Origin of the sequence: Bacillus basilensis (assembly GCF_050630465.1) — a bacterium.
Taxonomy (GTDB): domain Bacteria; phylum Bacillota; class Bacilli; order Bacillales; family Bacillaceae_G; genus Bacillus_A; species Bacillus_A basilensis.
This window is the reverse complement of record NZ_JBNTQO010000010.1, coordinates 65,626-82,389: the sequence shown is the minus strand read 5'-3', so window position 1 is coordinate 82,389 and position 16,764 is coordinate 65,626. Positions and strand designations below refer to the sequence as shown.

19 protein-coding genes and 3 pseudogenes are annotated in these 16,764 nt (G+C 34.2%); 5 read left to right on the top strand and 17 right to left on the bottom strand.

Annotated features, from left to right (window positions below; all coding sequences use genetic code 11):
* Positions 1-81: 81 nt before the first annotated feature.
* The 4 genes from ACQVV1_RS18820 to cotH all read right to left on the bottom strand — a co-directional run bounded on the left by ACQVV1_RS18820 (position 82) and on the right by cotH (position 4,065).
* The gene (locus tag ACQVV1_RS18820; protein ID WP_242251646.1) at positions 82-1,461 is read right to left on the bottom strand and encodes a putative polysaccharide biosynthesis protein; all 1,380 of its coding nucleotides are present in this window, start codon (positions 1,459-1,461) and stop codon (positions 82-84) included.
* 96 nt (positions 1,462-1,557) lie between these two features.
* Positions 1,558-2,160, bottom strand: coding sequence for an undecaprenyl phosphate transporter UptA (gene uptA, locus ACQVV1_RS18815; RefSeq protein WP_000881206.1), 603 nt, complete (start codon positions 2,158-2,160; stop codon positions 1,558-1,560).
* A gap of 104 nt (positions 2,161-2,264) precedes the next feature.
* On the bottom strand, positions 2,265-2,882 hold the full coding sequence (locus ACQVV1_RS18810; RefSeq protein WP_242251645.1) for an NUDIX hydrolase N-terminal domain-containing protein: 618 nt from the start codon (positions 2,880-2,882) through the stop codon (positions 2,265-2,267).
* 106 nt (positions 2,883-2,988) lie between these two features.
* Positions 2,989-4,065 carry a spore coat protein CotH gene (gene cotH / locus ACQVV1_RS18805; RefSeq protein ID WP_242251644.1) on the bottom strand — a complete coding sequence of 359 codons (1,077 nt, stop codon included), beginning with the start codon at positions 4,063-4,065 and terminating at the stop codon, positions 2,989-2,991.
* A 181-nt stretch (positions 4,066-4,246) separates the two neighbouring features.
* On the opposite strand from cotH, the gene exsB reads away from it, so the two are divergent.
* Complete coding sequence (gene exsB, locus ACQVV1_RS18800; RefSeq protein ID WP_063222771.1) at positions 4,247-4,825, top strand: exosporium protein ExsB; 579 nt, start codon at positions 4,247-4,249, stop codon at positions 4,823-4,825.
* A 45-nt stretch (positions 4,826-4,870) separates the two neighbouring features.
* On the opposite strand, the gene ACQVV1_RS18795 is transcribed toward exsB, so the two are convergent.
* The 6 genes from ACQVV1_RS18795 to ACQVV1_RS18770 form a co-directional block, all read right to left on the bottom strand.
* On the bottom strand, positions 4,871-5,482 hold the full coding sequence (locus ACQVV1_RS18795) for a phosphoserine phosphatase 1 (protein WP_063222772.1): 612 nt from the start codon (positions 5,480-5,482) through the stop codon (positions 4,871-4,873).
* Between the two features lie 12 nt (positions 5,483-5,494).
* A complete protein-coding gene (locus tag ACQVV1_RS18790; RefSeq protein ID WP_242251643.1) occupies positions 5,495-6,040 on the bottom strand; it encodes a short-chain dehydrogenase in 546 nt (181 codons plus the stop codon).
* 12 nt (positions 6,041-6,052) lie between these two features.
* Positions 6,053-6,469: a FosBx1 family fosfomycin resistance bacillithiol transferase gene (gene fosB / locus ACQVV1_RS18785; RefSeq protein WP_063222774.1), complete on the bottom strand. Its 417-nt coding sequence runs from the start codon at positions 6,467-6,469 to the stop codon at positions 6,053-6,055.
* Positions 6,470-6,527: 58 nt separating this feature from the next.
* Positions 6,528-8,189, bottom strand: coding sequence for a peptide ABC transporter substrate-binding protein (locus ACQVV1_RS18780; RefSeq protein ID WP_309260041.1), 1,662 nt, complete (start codon positions 8,187-8,189; stop codon positions 6,528-6,530).
* An 89-nt stretch (positions 8,190-8,278) separates the two neighbouring features.
* The gene (locus ACQVV1_RS18775; RefSeq protein ID WP_242251639.1) at positions 8,279-9,262 is read right to left on the bottom strand and encodes a DUF2628 domain-containing protein; all 984 of its coding nucleotides are present in this window, start codon (positions 9,260-9,262) and stop codon (positions 8,279-8,281) included.
* Between the two features lie 25 nt (positions 9,263-9,287).
* The gene (locus ACQVV1_RS18770) at positions 9,288-9,740 is read right to left on the bottom strand and encodes a methylated-DNA--[protein]-cysteine S-methyltransferase (protein ID WP_098556281.1); all 453 of its coding nucleotides are present in this window, start codon (positions 9,738-9,740) and stop codon (positions 9,288-9,290) included.
* 133 nt (positions 9,741-9,873) lie between these two features.
* Here ACQVV1_RS18770 and namA point away from each other — a divergent pair, with 133 nt between their 5' ends.
* Positions 9,874-10,911, top strand: coding sequence for an NADPH dehydrogenase NamA (namA, locus tag ACQVV1_RS18765; protein WP_242251636.1), 1,038 nt, complete (start codon positions 9,874-9,876; stop codon positions 10,909-10,911).
* A 29-nt stretch (positions 10,912-10,940) separates the two neighbouring features.
* Here the strand turns inward: namA and ACQVV1_RS18760 are convergent, their stop codons facing one another.
* Together ACQVV1_RS18760 and ACQVV1_RS18755 are read right to left on the bottom strand one after the other, a co-directional pair.
* Positions 10,941-11,600 (bottom strand): oxidoreductase, encoded by a 660-nt coding sequence (locus ACQVV1_RS18760; RefSeq protein WP_242251634.1) that lies wholly within the window; start codon positions 11,598-11,600, stop codon positions 10,941-10,943.
* Between the two features lie 115 nt (positions 11,601-11,715).
* Complete coding sequence (locus ACQVV1_RS18755) at positions 11,716-11,865, bottom strand: hypothetical protein (RefSeq protein WP_000540925.1); 150 nt, start codon at positions 11,863-11,865, stop codon at positions 11,716-11,718.
* 266 nt (positions 11,866-12,131) lie between these two features.
* Between ACQVV1_RS18755 and ACQVV1_RS18750 the strand changes: the two genes are divergently transcribed.
* Positions 12,132-13,082: a metal ABC transporter substrate-binding protein gene (locus ACQVV1_RS18750; RefSeq protein WP_063222780.1), complete on the top strand. Its 951-nt coding sequence runs from the start codon at positions 12,132-12,134 to the stop codon at positions 13,080-13,082.
* A gap of 129 nt (positions 13,083-13,211) precedes the next feature.
* Here the strand turns inward: ACQVV1_RS18750 and ACQVV1_RS18745 are convergent.
* From ACQVV1_RS18745 to ACQVV1_RS18735, 3 genes and pseudogenes are all read right to left on the bottom strand, one after another.
* Positions 13,212-13,492, bottom strand: a pseudogene (locus ACQVV1_RS18745) (transposase); the annotation flags it as partial.
* The gene (locus tag ACQVV1_RS18740; RefSeq protein ID WP_242251632.1) at positions 13,493-13,963 is read right to left on the bottom strand and encodes a DUF6773 family protein; all 471 of its coding nucleotides are present in this window, start codon (positions 13,961-13,963) and stop codon (positions 13,493-13,495) included.
* A 1-nt stretch (position 13,964) separates the two neighbouring features.
* A pseudogene (locus ACQVV1_RS18735) lies at positions 13,965-14,182 on the bottom strand (helix-turn-helix transcriptional regulator).
* 205 nt (positions 14,183-14,387) lie between these two features.
* On the opposite strand from ACQVV1_RS18735, the pseudogene ACQVV1_RS18730 reads away from it, so the two are divergent.
* Positions 14,388-14,594, top strand: a pseudogene (locus ACQVV1_RS18730) (IS4 family transposase); the annotation flags it as partial.
* A gap of 247 nt (positions 14,595-14,841) precedes the next feature.
* Here ACQVV1_RS18730 and ACQVV1_RS18725 read toward each other — a convergent pair.
* The gene (locus ACQVV1_RS18725; RefSeq protein WP_242251630.1) at positions 14,842-15,021 is read right to left on the bottom strand and encodes a DUF4083 family protein; all 180 of its coding nucleotides are present in this window, start codon (positions 15,019-15,021) and stop codon (positions 14,842-14,844) included.
* 333 nt (positions 15,022-15,354) lie between these two features.
* Here ACQVV1_RS18725 and ACQVV1_RS18720 point away from each other — a divergent pair, with 333 nt between their 5' ends.
* Positions 15,355-15,801: a hypothetical protein gene (locus ACQVV1_RS18720; protein WP_242251628.1), complete on the top strand. Its 447-nt coding sequence runs from the start codon at positions 15,355-15,357 to the stop codon at positions 15,799-15,801.
* Positions 15,802-15,947: 146 nt separating this feature from the next.
* Here ACQVV1_RS18720 and ACQVV1_RS18715 read toward each other — a convergent pair whose 3' ends face one another.
* Positions 15,948-16,547, bottom strand: a complete 600-nt coding sequence (locus tag ACQVV1_RS18715; protein WP_242251626.1) for a TasA family protein — start codon at positions 16,545-16,547, stop codon at positions 15,948-15,950.
* Positions 16,548-16,764: the final 217 nt, after the last annotated feature.

The window sequence follows — 16,764 nt, the reverse complement described above, 5'->3', positions numbered from 1 at the left end:
GAATTTTGAGGTGAGGATCTTACTGCCCGTTAAAGCGGGATAAACAAAGAAAAAGACAGAGTGCTCTCTGCCTTAAAAAGCTTATGTTGCCTTTATAACATATTTAGAAAGCATCCACAAGTTAAAGCCAACCGAAATCGTATAGCCAGCGTATGTTGAAATAATAAAACTTACATAATCGAAATACGGAAGCAATACAATATTTAAAACTATCTTCATAATAATTCCTAGCACTAATCCTAGCACTGTTTTCTGTTGTTGATTAATTCCTTGTAACATAGCAGCCGTTACTGTAAAAAGAGAAAATAGTATACAAGCAGGAGCATAATACTGTAATATAAGGCTGCCCAGCTCTGGATCATTCCCCGCGCCAAATAAAAGAGTATAGACCGTTTTTGCTAACACCATCATTCCAATTGCCGCTGGTACCGTAATCCCTACAACTAATACATTCGTCCTTGTAAAATGTTTGTACAGTAACTTCACATTTCCTGCTGTATAAGCTTTTGTCATCTCAGGTACGAGTGACATACTAAAAGCAGTGGCAACGGAAACTGGGATAAGTACAACCATTTGAACAAGTCCAATTATTGCATTTATCTTCTCCGCTTCTCCTTGCATATATCCTATTTGTATAAGTAATTTATTAATTGTAAATGTGTCAATCGTCTGATATAACGGAATTGCTAAACCAACCACAACAAATGGTATTGAATATGTAAAGAGCTCCTTATATAGTGAGAAAAAAGATTTCGTTGTTTGTGGTATACTTGCCATTTCCTTTTTCTTTAAATGCCTTCTCCTTCTTATATAATACGCACTTAAAACAGTTAATCCACCTACCGCTCCCATAAAGGCACCGAACGTTGAAATACCCACTGCTAGCGAGACAGAAGCTTTTAAAATATATAAAACGACAAAACTTCCTATCAAAATGGTTAGAACCCGAAAAAATTGCTCTACAACTACACTTAGAGCAGAAGGCCCCATCGATTGAAATCCTTGAAAGAAGCCCCTTAATAAACTCATTACTGGCACAAGTATTAACGCAAAACTCACAATTCGAATATTAGTAGTGACCGCCCCTACACTATTCCCCGTTTGATCGTTTCCATCAATTACAAGTTTAGCCAAATGTGGAGCTAGCATATATAAAGCAAAACACGAAATAATTCCCATTATAAACATAAATACGATTCCACTTTTCAACACTCTCTTAACCGTATGATAATCATTCAGTTGATCATATTTTGATACCATTTTTGAAACTGCAAGTGGTAGTCCCATCGTCGCAATGCTGAGCATAATGGTATATGGACGATATGCATACGTGTATAAAACGTACCCACTTGTACCGACCATAGCTGTAAATGGTATCACATATATAAACCCTAACATTTTAGATATCATCGTTGCCATTGTTAAAAATATCGTTCCACGTATAAACGGTGACCCTTTCATCACATTCCTCCGCTACGCTTTATTATTATACATTATGGACAACTTTTTTTTTTAGAACCGAAACAAGTAAAAAAAGCCAATGAAAAATCATTGACTTTAACGCGCTGCTTTTTTCTTTTTGAAATACTTTAAGCCGAAGTATAGAGCAACAAAAAGAATCGCTCCTATAATTATGTAATGTGTGTAATCAGATGCATACTCTTTAATATGTCGCCAATTTCCACCAAGCTTTTCACCTAAATATATAAATAGTATTGACCATGGAATAATCGCAACTACTGTATACAGTGTGAATAGTTTTAACGGCATTTTAGCTAATCCTGCTGGAATAGAAATAGCATGACGTACTACTGGAATAAAGCGCGCAGAAAAGATTACTCCTGCTCCATAACGCTTAAACCAATTTTCTGCTATGTCTAAATGGTGTTTATTAATAAGTAGATATTTTCCATATTTCTCTACAACTGGACGTCCTCCATAGTACCCAAGCCAATATAAAAATATTTGAGCTAAAGTACCACCGATTGTTCCCGCAATAACTGCACCGACAAAACTAATTTTACCATCTGCGACTAAAAAACCAGCATACGAAAGTACAATTTCACTCGGGATAATTTCAATCATTAAAGCTAGTGCTACTCCAAAGTAACCTAAGCTTGCAAAAAATTGCAATAACTGATCTATTATGCTTGCTAACATTTTATTTTCTATCTCCTTTTTTCTTCACATACCATCCCATTATTACATAAAGGTTGCATTCTGCCAATATCTTCATTCCAACAATATCATCGGTATAAGCATTATTAATCTATTAATGTTTCTTTCTGAGGTTCTTTCATGTAAGCAAACATTTCTTTAATTTGCTCTTCTGTATTTCTAGCAATCGATAAATTAGGTAATTCATTCTCACCAAAAAACTCCACATCTTCTGTTTCAATACTAGCTTTCTTTTCACCACCAATAATCTTACAGGCAATAAAAATTTTATATACATGTGTTGCTGAAGGTGATGGTTGATGTTTTTCTTTATCAAATATAGCGAGTAGCTTAAAATCATCTACTTCATAACCCGTCTCCTCTAAAACTTCTTTTGCTGCTACTTCTGTCGGCGTATAACCGATATCAGCCCATCCACCTGGCAATGCCCATTTCCCATCACTTTTTTCTTTCACAAATAATAGTTTATCATTTTGAAAAACAACTGCTCTTATATCAACTTTTGGTGTTTGATAGCCTGTCTCACTTGCAAATAACTTCTCTACAACTTCCCAATCTGTCTTTGTGTAATGTGACATCATCGAAATGGAAATATCCCGTAATTGTTGGAAACGCTCTATATCATACACATCCTTAGAATACGTTAAACCTGCTTGGGCTATAGATTGTATTTGTTTTACCCATTCCATCCATTTTACCGTCATGCTTTTACATCCCCCATTCTCTTTCAAGTGAATATTAAGTCAATCCCACCAATACATCTTTATTATACAAAAAAAGAGATTGATAATGTTCCAATCTCTTTCAAAATTAATCCAATTCATGTAAATGATCTTGTATATACTTTCTTCTTTTATTTATATATTCCTCAATCATATCAGCTTCTTGATCAAATGTTTCTAATTTTTCTTTCATATATGGATCTTGTAGTAAATAAGGACGAAGCGACTCACACAAACTTTCTACTTTCGGCATCATAAATGAAACGGTAAATTGTTCTGCTAATATTTCTTCCAAAATACCTCGGTATTGCTTTCTAAATACAGGTATATCTAACAATCTTGCACTTAACGTGTTATAACCTTGAATACGAATATATTCATGATTAAGTGGTCTCCCTTGTACATCTCGCCCCCAAGTCGCATCATAATCCCACGGTATCACTTCAAATAAATTTGTTTCATCATTATGATATAGTGCATAGTTATGAACGAAACCATCAAAGTTTTGTGTAAAAATAACACCAGCTAACCATCGTAAATATTTATCAACATGCAAAAACTTCCCAATTTCTTTTTCATAAGATTCCCTCGACAAAGCGTTCGCTTGAAATACAAATTCACTCAGCTGTTCTTCACTATTTTCATTCGAATATTTAAATTCATAACCCGCAAAGAGCTCGGTCTTAACATCGTTGTCCCTCTCACTCATTAAAGAAAAATTCGCATCATCATCTATCGCATAATAAATAGAACCACTCGGTAATCCTCTATTTTTCAAAAAGTTTTCATCAACTGATTCTAACTGTAAATATACACCTTGAATTTGACCATTAATTTTTATAAATACATGTTGTGATTTCGGTGAAAGTACACCAATATCATGAAAAAAGTCTAAAGATAATTTATTTCGTATGAGAGACGGATCCATAAACTCAGAATTTAAATGAATCTCTTTAGCGCCTTGAAATTTTTTCGGTTTATAAAACATAACATGATAAGACTTTTTCTCAAATTCACGAATATGAGCACCCCGGTATACGATATCAATATCATACTTCTTTTTTCCATAAGTTAATTTTGCTGGTACTGGACTTTCTGACCAAATGTCTTTTTTCAATTCCACTAAGTACATTGGATGAATAAAAAAATCATATGAAGGTAGCATGTTTTCTCATCCCTTCTCGGTTCTCTTCATTCAATGTATGCGCCTTGTCTTGTCCATACATCCGCTATCATCTATTTATATAAAATTACACTCTTGTCCTGTTCAGAAAGACTTCATATCTCATATCATGTTAAGGAAAAAGAATACCTTTTCAACTTAATACATGATAAGGAGGATTTCTATGAAACGTGATATTAGAAAAGCGGTTGAAGAAATCAAAAGTGCTGGGATGGAGGATTTCTTACACCAAGATCCAAGTACTTTTGAGTGCGATGATGATAAATTCTCTCATCATCGATGTACAACAGGATGTAAATGTACAACTGGGGGTAAATGTCCAAGAACAAGATGTACTCGCGTGAAACATTGTACGTTCGTTACAAAATGTACGCATGTAAAAAAATGGACATTTGTTACAAAATGTACTCGTGTACGCGTTCAAAAATGGACGTTCGTTACGAAAGTGACACGTAGAAAAGAATGCGTTTTAGTTACGAAAGTGACGCGTAGGAAGCATTGTACATTCGTTACAAAATGCATCCGCTTTGAAAAGAAATTTTTCTGGACAAAACGAAGTTTCTGTAAAAAATGCGAATTCTTCCCTCATAGACATGGTGGCTCTTGTGATGATTCATGCGATCATGGTAAAGACTGTCACGATGATGGACACAAATGGAATGATTGCAAAGGCGGACATAAATTCCCATCTTGCAAAAACAAGAAATTTGATCACTTCTGGTATAAAAAACGTAATTGCTAGTTTTTATGCCTACAAAAAAAGGCCGTTTTGCGGCCTTTTTTACGTTTATTGAAAATGACTTATATCTGCAAATTGCTTCACTTCACCTTTACCGTCTTCAAATTCTATTATACTTAGACTAGCACTATGCATAAATGGCTCATCCCACACATTTTCAATTTCAATACCCGCAAAATGTCCTACAAGTAGTTTTGCAGCTGCCGCATGGGAGACAATTAATATACTTTCTCCTTTATGCTTTTCTAAAAGAAGCTGTATCCCCTCCATTACCCTTTTATGAACAGCCTCAAAATTTTCTCCTGATGTGGACTGAAAAAGATGTGGCTCATACCAAAATAACTGTATGTCGTCTGGGTATTGCCTTTCTATATCATCAATTGTCTGTCCTTCCCAAATCCCCATGTTAATTTCATAAAAATGCTCATCCGCGATTATCGGCATATCACGATCGCCCTTTATTAACTCTGCAGTATGAAGGGTTCTTTCACTCGGACTACTATAGATTGCATTGATAGATAAATCTTTCATTCTATCTCCTAATTGCTTAGCTTGTAGCATACCGTTTTCAGTTAAAGCAGAATTTTTCCGCCCTTGCATTCGCTTCGCTACATTCCATTCCGTTTCACCGTGCCTTGTCACATATACAGTTGTCTTCACTTCAATTCCCCCTTACCATGTTGGCCGTAATTCCCACGGTTCTACTCGTCCTACAATCCATTCATCACAATTACTTTCAATTCCATCGATTACCCCATCCGATATTTCTTCATGAGTAAGCCATCTTCCGTATGTATCTTCTAATATAAAACCTAATATTATTCTATGATAGCTACATTGCGTACCGCCTATTTTTTGTGAGGCTATTCTCGACGCTTTACTGCCTAAAATATGAAAAACGTTGTATGTTTCAGACGACATGTCTAATTCTCTACAAATGAGTGATAACGCATCCTTCGCACTTGAATGTGTCCACGCAACAACTAATGTTATTGGGCCATTCCTCTCAATTGTACTTGTAATAGCTAGCTTTACATCGTCATCATTATGATAATCTAACGGAAGGCATGTGATACTTTCTGGTATAGCACTCTCCCGCTTAACATTTTCTAATTTCACTTCATCTCTTCCAATAATAGAAACATGAAACCCTTGCTCACAAAGCCACATAGAAACTTTCTTTAACATTCCTGTTCCACCAATTACTAGCGCATGCAACTTTTTCCCCCCTTAATAAAATGTCATATGAGGTTTATCTTCCCTATAATAATTAAGTCGGTCTTGCAATGACCCTGAATGAAACTCAAATTTGTGACCATCAGGATCTACAAAATATATAGAGTCACAATCTTTCACATCACGTTCTCTTCCTTGTAAAATATGAACTTTGTTTTCTTCTAATCGCTGCTGTAGGCGTTCAAAGTCTTTCTGTTCAACTGAAAACGCAATATGCGTATAAGATTGATGAATCTCATTTCTAGGAATATGTGTTTCTTCATTAAGTGCTATCCATACTCCACATATATTAAAATATGCAAGCTTTCTCCCTTTAACTAATAATTCTCCTTCTAGTACTTTTTCGTAAAATGTAATAGAATCTTCTAAATTAGATACTGAAAAACAAAGATGATTGATTCCTTTTAACAACTCTAATTCCTCCTATACAAATAAAAGATGAGCGAAAATTCACTCATCTTTTATTATACTATTTCTTTGTAATATATGCCCATTTATAACTGAAATCTCCACCAAACGTATGATTTGCAATACCTTTTACGTATGGTTTCTCTAAATATGCGGTACTTTGTTGGTACGCAGGAGAAATGGCAGCATCTTGACCAATTAAGATTTTTTCAGCTTCTGCAAGTGCATTCCAGCGGGCTTTATCATCTTTTAATAGCTCTCCTTTTGATTTCGCTACTAAATCATCATACTTCGGATTAGAATAATCCATTTCATTAAATGAGCTTCCAGTAACAAACATATCAATATAAGTCATTGGATCTGGATAGTCCGGACTCCATGCGGATAATGAGAATTCATATTCAAATTTCTTTTCTAACTCTAGCTTCTGCTTATATGGCTGTTGTTTCAAATTCACTTTAATACCCGGTAAATTTTTCTCTAACTCTTCTTTAATAAAGTCGCCCACTTTTTTACGACTACCGTTATCATCATTTAGAAATTCTACTGTAATTGTATCTTGGCCAAGTTCTTTCTTCGCTTCTTCCCATAATTTTTTTGCTTTTGCTGCATTATCTTTACTGTCACGGAAATTTTTATTTACAGTACGGAAATCTTTCCCATCTGGTCCTGTCGTAAATTTTTCAGGTACTAAGAAATATGCTGGCAATGATCCGTCATTTAAAATAACATTTGCAATTCCTTTTTTATCATATGCCAGATCAATTGCTTCACGAACTTTTTGGTTTTTAAACGTTACATTTTTTTGGTTAAAGCGCAAGAAATACATACGTGGATCTAACTTCGTTTTAAATTCATCTGGCTTATTCTTTTTATATTTATCAACAAATTCAGAACTTAAAATAACACGGTCTGCTTGATCACTATCATATAAATTCACTCCCGTGCTCGTTTCCTTCACAATATTTACATTAATTTCTTCTAACTTCACAGTATCTTTATCCCAATAATTAGGGTTTTTCTTTAACTGATAACTTCGTTCATGTTTCCATTCACTCATCGTAAATGGTCCATTGTATAATAGTTTATCTGCTTCTAATGCATATTTATCTCCTTGTTCTTTCACATATTTTTCATTTAAAGGGAAAAATGTTGGGAATGAAGTAAGCTCAAGGAAATATGGTGCTGGTTGTTCTAATTCTACTACTAATGTTTTATCATCCTTTGCTTTCACTCCTAATTGATCTAACGGTAATTCTCCTTTATTGACTTTCTGTGCATTTTTCACATCAAATAAAATAAATGCATACTCAGCTGCCGTTGCTTTATCTAATGCGCGTTGCCATGCATATACAAAATCTTGTGCTCGAACTGGATCGCCATTAGACCACTTTGCGTCTCGTAATTCAAATGTATATGTTTTTTTATCTTCACTAATTTTCACGTCTTTTGCCATACCTGGAGTTGGTTTATTATCCTTATCTAAACGATATAATCCTTCCATTGCATTTACAAAGGCACGGAATGACACAGAGTCTGTTGATTTTGACGTATCCATTGAAGGAATTTCTGCTGTTTCTAGTAAGTTTAATACTTGCTTATCTGCTGCTCCCTTACCTGCTTCTTTCTTCGTTGTAGATGCCTTCTCCCCATTTCCGCAACCTGCAACTAATACACTAGTCGATAATGCAATTGCAGCAATCGTTGTTACCTTTCTCTTCATTCTTCCTTCCCCCAATCTATATGTATACATGAAAGCCAGTATAATATATATTATTATACAAAAGATTCAGATTATTTCAAATATTATTTTCATATACACAAAAAAAGAAATGGATAGAGCGCTCTTCCATCCACTTCTTTTTCTTTTTCTTTTACTTGTAATCCATCTTCTATGTCAAATGGATTTTGGACTTTAAATATTTCGTCCAATATCTTCAAAAATTCTTCCTCATTTTTAGATTCTCCATTAATCGTAAGTGAGTACGGCTCAATCTCACCCAATTTATAATCAACAATAAATTGGATTCTCACCTTTTTCCTTGCCATATCAGGACTATTTCCTTGGAATTCTACTAATTCTAATCCTTCCGTTCCGCGATAATATACCCAATCTGGGTTTTTAAAGTAATTTTCAAATGATTCACCAATGGAAAAGAACGGATATTCATATAGCGAGCTTGTACGAACTTTTTGAATAATATCTCGATCAGTCGGGAAAAAGAAATGGCTGAAAAAAATACTAGCAACTGCTAAAATCGTAACAATTGTCGCTCCCATTTTACTCGTTCCACCGCTATCACGAATGAGGTAATTCTCCACCGATGCATCTTGAATTTCCCGTGCTTTTATTCGATATATACGTCTTTCTGCAAATTGATAATATAATCCATTTGCAAAAATCGCCATTCCAAATAAAATAAAAACAAGTAATAGAAACGTAAGAGGCACCATATTTATGATTGGCAATGCTACGTTGAAGCCCATATAATAAGAAAACGCATCACATGCTACTAATAACAATAAAAATAAAGCTGCAGGTAAATAATACTTACGATATCCAAGCCAACCTACATTGAAAATAGCTGCCCAACCATTCCAGCTCCACCTAGCAATCCGCTTTTCCTCAAGCTCCCACTTCCTTTTGTAATACGGATACTGTCTCCCTACATATACTTCTAATTCTTTATCTATTAGTAAGCTTCCTTCATCTTGTTCATTGTGCAAGTTACGCTGACAACTTGTACAATTTAATTGGTCATTCGAGCAAGGTTGCCCACAATTTATACAGTTCAAAACAATCCCTCTTCCCATCCATACGTCATTTCAAAATACCTTCGTGTTTTAATAACCACTCTTTCCTCCATAAACCACCCGCATACCCGACAAGCTTCCCGCTCTTCCCTATTACACGATGACACGGAACGATAATTGAAATTGGATTACGACTATTTGCTCCTCCTATCGCTCGTACAGCTTTCGTATTTCCGACCTTCTCTGCAATATCTAAATATGAAGCACTTACGCCATAAGGAATAGTATAGAGCGCATCCCATACATTTTTTTGAAATGCTGTTCCCTCGGCAGACAACGGGACCGTGAACTCTTTTCTATTCCCCTTAAAATATTCATCTAGCTCATTTATACATTGATCTATCATTTCGTTTGTAATTTCTTCTTGTCTCTCATCAACAAATATAACAGACGTAATTCCTTTATCGTTCGCTGTAATTTCCAGCAGACCTAATTCACTTTCATAATAAGCCTGGTACATATGTCATCCTCCAATTCAATTCATATTAATTATTGTAACACGAATAGACAAAATTTTTCGTATAAGCGTTTTATTAGGGAAACAAAAACGAGAATGATACAATGTAAGAAAATTCAATCTAGGAGGCTATTGGATGAATTCCGAACTTTTTTCACCTTATACAATTAAGGACATTACATTAAAAAATCGTATCGTTATGTCACCTATGTGCATGTATTCGTCAGAAAACGAGGATGGCCAAGTAACTAATTTCCATCTCGTCCATTACGGAACAAGAGCTGCTGGTCAAGTTGGTTTAGTTATGATTGAAGCAACAGCCGTATTACCTGAAGGGCGAATTTCTAATAAAGACTTAGGTATTTGGGATGATAGCCAAATTGAAGGCTTACATAAAACGACAACTTTTATACATGATAACGGTGCAAAAGCTGCCATTCAACTCGCTCACGCTGGAAGAAAAGCAGAATTAGAAACAGATGCGTTAGCTCCTTCAGCCATTCCATTTAATGAAACGATGAAAATGCCAATAGAAATGAGTAAACACCAAATTAAAGATACTGTATTAGCTTTTCAGCAGGCTGCAATACGATCAAAACAAGCTGGATTTGACGTTATTGAAATACACGGTGCTCACGGTTATCTTATTAATGAATTTCTTTCTCCGCTTTCCAATAAGCGGACTGATGATTATGGTGGTTCGCCTGAAAAACGATATCGTTTCTTACGCGAAATCATTGACTCGATAAATGAAGTTTGGAACGGACCGTTATTTGTTCGTATTTCAGCAAATGATTATCACCCTGACGGGTTAACGGTTCAAGATTATGTTCAGTATACGAAATGGATGAAAGAACAAGGAGTAGATTTAATCGATTGTAGCTCTGGGGCTGTTGTACCTGCACGCATCGATGTTTATCCTGGGTATCAAGTACAATACGCTAAACATATTAAAGAACATGCTAACATTGCAACTGGTGCAGTTGGGTTGATTACGACTGGGTCTCAAGCGGAACAAATTTTAAATAATAACGAAGCAGATTTAATTTTTATCGGACGTGAGTTACTTCGCAATCCTTACTTCCCAAGAATAGCGGCTAATGAACTTGGCTTTGAGTTAAAAGAACCGTATCAATACGAGCGAGCACCTGGGAAAATCAGTACAAATAAATAAAACCGAGAAGCTATCCTTCTCGGTTTTATTTATTCTATCGTTGTAATTTCATTGGAATTATAAATGTGGATACCCGATTCTTCTCGCAATGCAGTTATATACATCCCTTTCGCCACATCTCTAGCTGAAATTGGTTTATACTTTTTGAATGCCCCCTTAAATATAAAAGGAATCATACGAGATAATTTTTCCGCCATTCGTTCACCAAAGCGAAATTCTTGTCGATTTCCTACTAATAAAGATGGCCTAAAAATGTGAATACCACCGATTACTAACTTTTGCAATTCCTCTTCCATTCTTCCTTTCACTTGTGAGTAAAAGAAAAACGATTTAGGATTCGCTCCCATTGAGGACACAACAAGGAAATTTTGCACCCCTTGTTTCTCAGCTAAACAAGCAGCTCTTAACGTATATTCATAATCTACCTTTTTGAAATTTGCCTTTGTTTTTGCTTTCTTGATTGTTGTTCCTAGACAACTAAATACGTCATCCACAGCAAAAAACTCTTTATATTCCTCTAATACCGAATAATCTACTTGTTTTTGCTGTAACTTCTCATGTTGCCATTGTATTGGTTCTCTTACAAAAATAGTAACCGAATCGTAGTAATCTGATTCAAGTAATAGACGCGTTATTTCTTGTCCAACTAAACCACTTGCACCAAGTACTAACGCTGTTCGCTTATTCATATATGCATATACCTCTTATTTTACTTTTCTCTCCTTCAGTAAAATACAACTTTTAGGAGTTTCCTTCTCTCATTTTACCACAAGTAAAGCACTATGCGTACGCATAGTGCTTTACTCACTCTTTTTTCTCATCTTTCTCTCGTAATTTTGTTACTGTTGATGCATCTCCTAAATTACTTATTAATCTTCTTAAAAAAATTAAGACTAAGGCTAATGGTAATACTACCGCTAATATCAATAAAATAGCTTCCATTAAGTAGCCCAAACACTCATCCCCCTCTACACCCTCCTTTCATATATATGAACACAGCGTTGTCACATATGCATGTATTCGCAAAAATAACACATCTATATTTGACAACTTTATAACAAAATCAAATCGGAATGATTATTATTTATTGCAACTTTATAAAAGATGTATTATACTAAGTTCGCAAACTAAAACGTAATTATTCCGTTTTGTATTAAAATGATATTTTTCTTCTATAATTGGGGAAAATATATCCGTAAAAAAGAAAAGAGGAGAACTTCATGCCTAAAAGACTGACTATATTTTCATTCTTACTTATTTTCACTTTAATTTTTACTGGCTGCTCAAATAAAAAAGAAGGTAATGCCAAGAAAGACGGAAAGCTAACTGTTTATACAACTATTTTTCCTCTTGCAGATTTCGCAAAAAAAATTGGTGGCGACTATGTAACTGTTGAAGCGATTTACCCACCTGGTGCAGATTCTCATACATTTGAGCCAAGTCAAAAACAAACAGTACAGGTTGCAAAAGCCGATTTATTCGTTTATAACGGCGCTGAATTAGAGCCATTTGCTGAAAAAATGGAAAAAGCATTACAAAAAGAAAATGTTAAAATTGTAAATGCATCCAAAGGTATTGAACTGCGTACTTCTACTGAAGAAGAGCATCATGATCATGGAGACGGCCACAAAGAGGATGAACATCATCACGATAAAGACCCACACATTTGGTTAGACCCTACTCTAGCAATGAAACAGGCAGAAAAAATTAAAAATGCACTTGTAGAATTACAACCTGACCATAAACAAGAGTTCGAAAAAAACTTTGCAGCACTTCAAACAAAATTTACTGATTTAGATGATCAATTTAAAGCTGCTGTAGCAAATGCAAAAACGAAAGAAATTTTAGTTTCTCATGCTGCATATGGGTACTGGGAACAACGTTATGGCCTGAAGCAAATTCCTATCGCTGGAATCTCAGCTTCTGATGAACCATCTCAAAAGCAACTTGCTGATATTACAAAAACAGCAAAAGAACATAACTTAAAATATATTTTATTTGAAACATTCTCTACTCCAAAAGTAGCATCCGTTATTCAAAAAGAAACAGGTACAAAGATTCTACGTTTAAATCACTTAGCTACTATTTCTGAAGACGATGCGAAAAATAATAAAGATTACTTCACTTTAATGGAAGAAAACGTGAATACATTGAAAGAAGCTACTAACTAATCAACTTTTGATAAGAAGAGGCTGTCTCAAAAGGTCTTTAAATAAAGCCTTTTGGAGACAGTTTTTTATTTTAACTTTAATATGGATGAGAAAATGCCCGATTATAGTAGAAAATCAACAGATTTCCTACTATAACTGGGCGTTTTTCGCTTTGGATTGAGCTCTTGTTGTCCATTTCCGTAAATTATGGACAACACAAATAAAACCCCATTCCAGTCGATTTTTGGAAAGGTATCGTAAGGAAAAACGTCGGAAGAAGCGATTGTATTTAATATGACCGAATACGGTTCTACCTCTATTTGTCGTTTTACATATAATTCTTTACCTTCTTTTGTACGTAAACGTTCTCGTACTTCTTTTCGCTGTTTTTGATTTTTGACAGAGACGCTGATAGATTTTGTTTCGTTTCCTTATATTTTATTGGATCTCTTCCATGCTATTACTGTAATAAGATATTGTATATCAAATAGGAAAGCGAAAAGTATAATAAATCTTGCTATTACTGCTAACCATCCAACGAAATCTTCAGGGAAATTATATTTGTATGTGGTAGCACCTATTGCTACAAAACACAAAATAAAGGTATCACTCATTTTTTCTTTTAATTTTTCTTTTAATTGCTCTTTATTATTAATATCTGTTTCATAAACACCAGTTAGAATAGATTTAATAAAGAAGAAAATCATATAACAAATTATAATGGCTAATGAAGCAATCCATTCTAGGAATGGGCGGTGTAGATATGCTCCCCTTATAATAACATCAATAAAAGCTAAAAGTAGGACAACAATTCCAGATTGAGCCCAAATTTTCATTTCGATTTGTTGAATTCTTTCATCTGAGTGTGTACTGAGTGAAAAACATTTTTTTAGTTTTTCCATTTTAGAGTTCCTCCCAAAATAATTTATCTAATGTTTTAGCTATATGCATACAAAGTTTTAAAGAAGGGTTAAACTTATTACTTTCAATATAACTACTGGTTTTTCGCGTAGCGTTTACAATATCGGTAAACTCCAGTTGAATTAGACTTTTTTAACTCTTGCAATTTTCTCTTTACTTATAGACTTTAAATACGTCTCATTAGTAAATGATAACTTCATACCGCAAATCTCATATTCTATATATTAAATTATTAACTGCATAAATGCAGTATATATTTTATTTTACGGCATATATATATTACCAATCTCTTTATTTTTGTATCTAAAACTATCCTACAAATATAAAAATAGAAATTTTTTCTGTAGAATCATAGGAAAGGATGGCTTTTTCACGTCTGTTTCTCTGTAAGATGAATTAGAACTAATTGCTCACGAAATTCGAATTTTTTTATCTCCATATACCTTACAGTATCTTGCTAGAGATGTTGGTTTTGTGCAACAAAACAGTAAGTACCAAGCAAAAGGTTTAGTAAATTTATGTGTATGAGTTGGCCAAAATATAGCTATAACTTCTTTAGCTCAGTTATCTAGCTGTTTAGAAGCATCAACAAAAGTACTCATCAGCCCGGAGTGACTGAATCAACGGTTTAATAATGGGACCGTACCACTGTTACAACACCTACTTTTTGACAAAGTGCGACTTATTTTTTTGTTTTGAGGATATTTGCTTTTGTTAGATTGATAGTGATTGGGTACCTGCAGTATTTCGAAGAAAAGTCACGCTAAGAAAAAGTAAAATGAGCCATCCATATGGACAGCTCATTTACATAATTTTCGTTATTGGGAGCTATTGCAAACTACTTCTATTTTGAGTAAGGTCAATCTTTGTTTTGTTTTTCTAACAGTTGAATAACTTTATCTAACTTTTGCTCAACTGAATCTTGCTTTTTACGATTGCTAGAATATCGAATTATACGTATAATCCCCCCAAGCAATGCACCGATGATCATTAATATAATAGCAACTCCTACGTAATAAATAGAGTTTTCTAAAGGCATTATACAGGACCTCCTTTCCTCTATTTTACTATTTAAAAGAAGTGATTTGTTGTTTGATTTTGTTTGTATACTCTATACATGTCAGGTTCGTATAACATCTCATTATCGATACAAAAAGCAAAGAGATCCCCTACTCTCATAAAGAAATCTCCTTTTTTTTAGTTATTTGCGTAGCCCAAATGTAACCCCAAGGGATTTATGTATCCGATTTTTGGTGTGCTTTATATTAGATATGCATAATTTCATAATCATTCCTTATATAACGATATTAAAATTTACATTTTTAACCTGTAAAATACAGGATGTTAAATAAATATCTAAGGGGTTGTTAATATGAAAAAATTTATGGGCATGTTAGCTATGTGTTTTGCACTTACACTAGCATTTTTACCAACTATTTCAAAGGCGGATTCTTCTCCACTACGAAGTGTTAGCATTAGCGCTGTAGGGGATAATAACAAAATGTATAGTGCAAGTTCTTACTTAACTATTCCTGTTCTTAAAGGCGATTACCTTTATGTGAAAGTTAGTGAAGTAGGTACACCGGATTCATATTCTGAGGCTTTGACTGTTAATGGTGTTAGATATGCGGGAAGTTCTTTAGACGAAGTCAGTTCTTATACTGGTCCATTCGGATCTGAAAAAACATTTAGATTACGTATTAAGGATTCTTACATCTTCTCAAACACACCAAATTCAACAAACACTATTGCTTTTGAATCTAGAGTTCCTTTCTCAATGCAAGTATTATCTAAAAGCATATCGGTTCATGTAGAATAATTTATAACATTATTATTAATAAAAAATACATCCCTATAAGGATGTATTTTTTATTTAATAGAAACATAATTTGAACTTCTAAGACTTCTAAGTTCTTTTAATCGTATACTATACGTTTTAAACATACAGTAAACAAATTGTTACACTTACTTTTCTTCACCACTTGTTTGCATGGTATTAAATGTCCAATTTAATTTCAATGCATCTCCTTGAAATACATTTTGGTCTTCACCGCTATCTATAAATGTGAACATTACATAAAATGTATCATCATCACCAGGAGCTAGTCCATTTCCTTCTCGATCTACAATACCTTTCTTTACAAGGTCAGGAATACTTCCATTTTGCGTAGCTACCTTTAATTCAGATAATGTAGTAGACCATACTGGAACTTCATTTTTATCCAAATTCCACAAGAAATCCACACGGATATGATCACCAAAATCAGCATTTCCATTATCCCCTTTCGCATCGATTACACTGTAATCTGTCAGGAGTTTCACATCTCCTATTGCTAAGGTTCCTTTGTTAACTAATTGAAAACCGCGCTCCATTTCATCACCTGGTTTCAGATTGTCGACATTAATAACAACTTCAGGATTTACACTCAAATCTAAAGTACCCGCTGCAAACGTGTTTTGTGATACTTCCTTATCACTGAAATACGCATATGTTCCCCCGCCAATTAAAGATAAGCCCAGCGCTGCAGTTATGACACCCATACCAAGTTTTTTCTTCATACCCATTTCACAAGTCCCCCTATTTTTTAAGTTCAAACCATAAACCTTATTTCCATCCCGCAAACAATAATCATTAAGCAACTACCTTTTCCCATAACAAAAGTAAATATATTTTAAACTAGTTACTTCATGTACCCCAACAACTATTACTTTTAAAATAACCGGTAATATTAACGTGAATCATTACCGGTTATTTGTTAGCCAATCTCATTTCATTTACTAT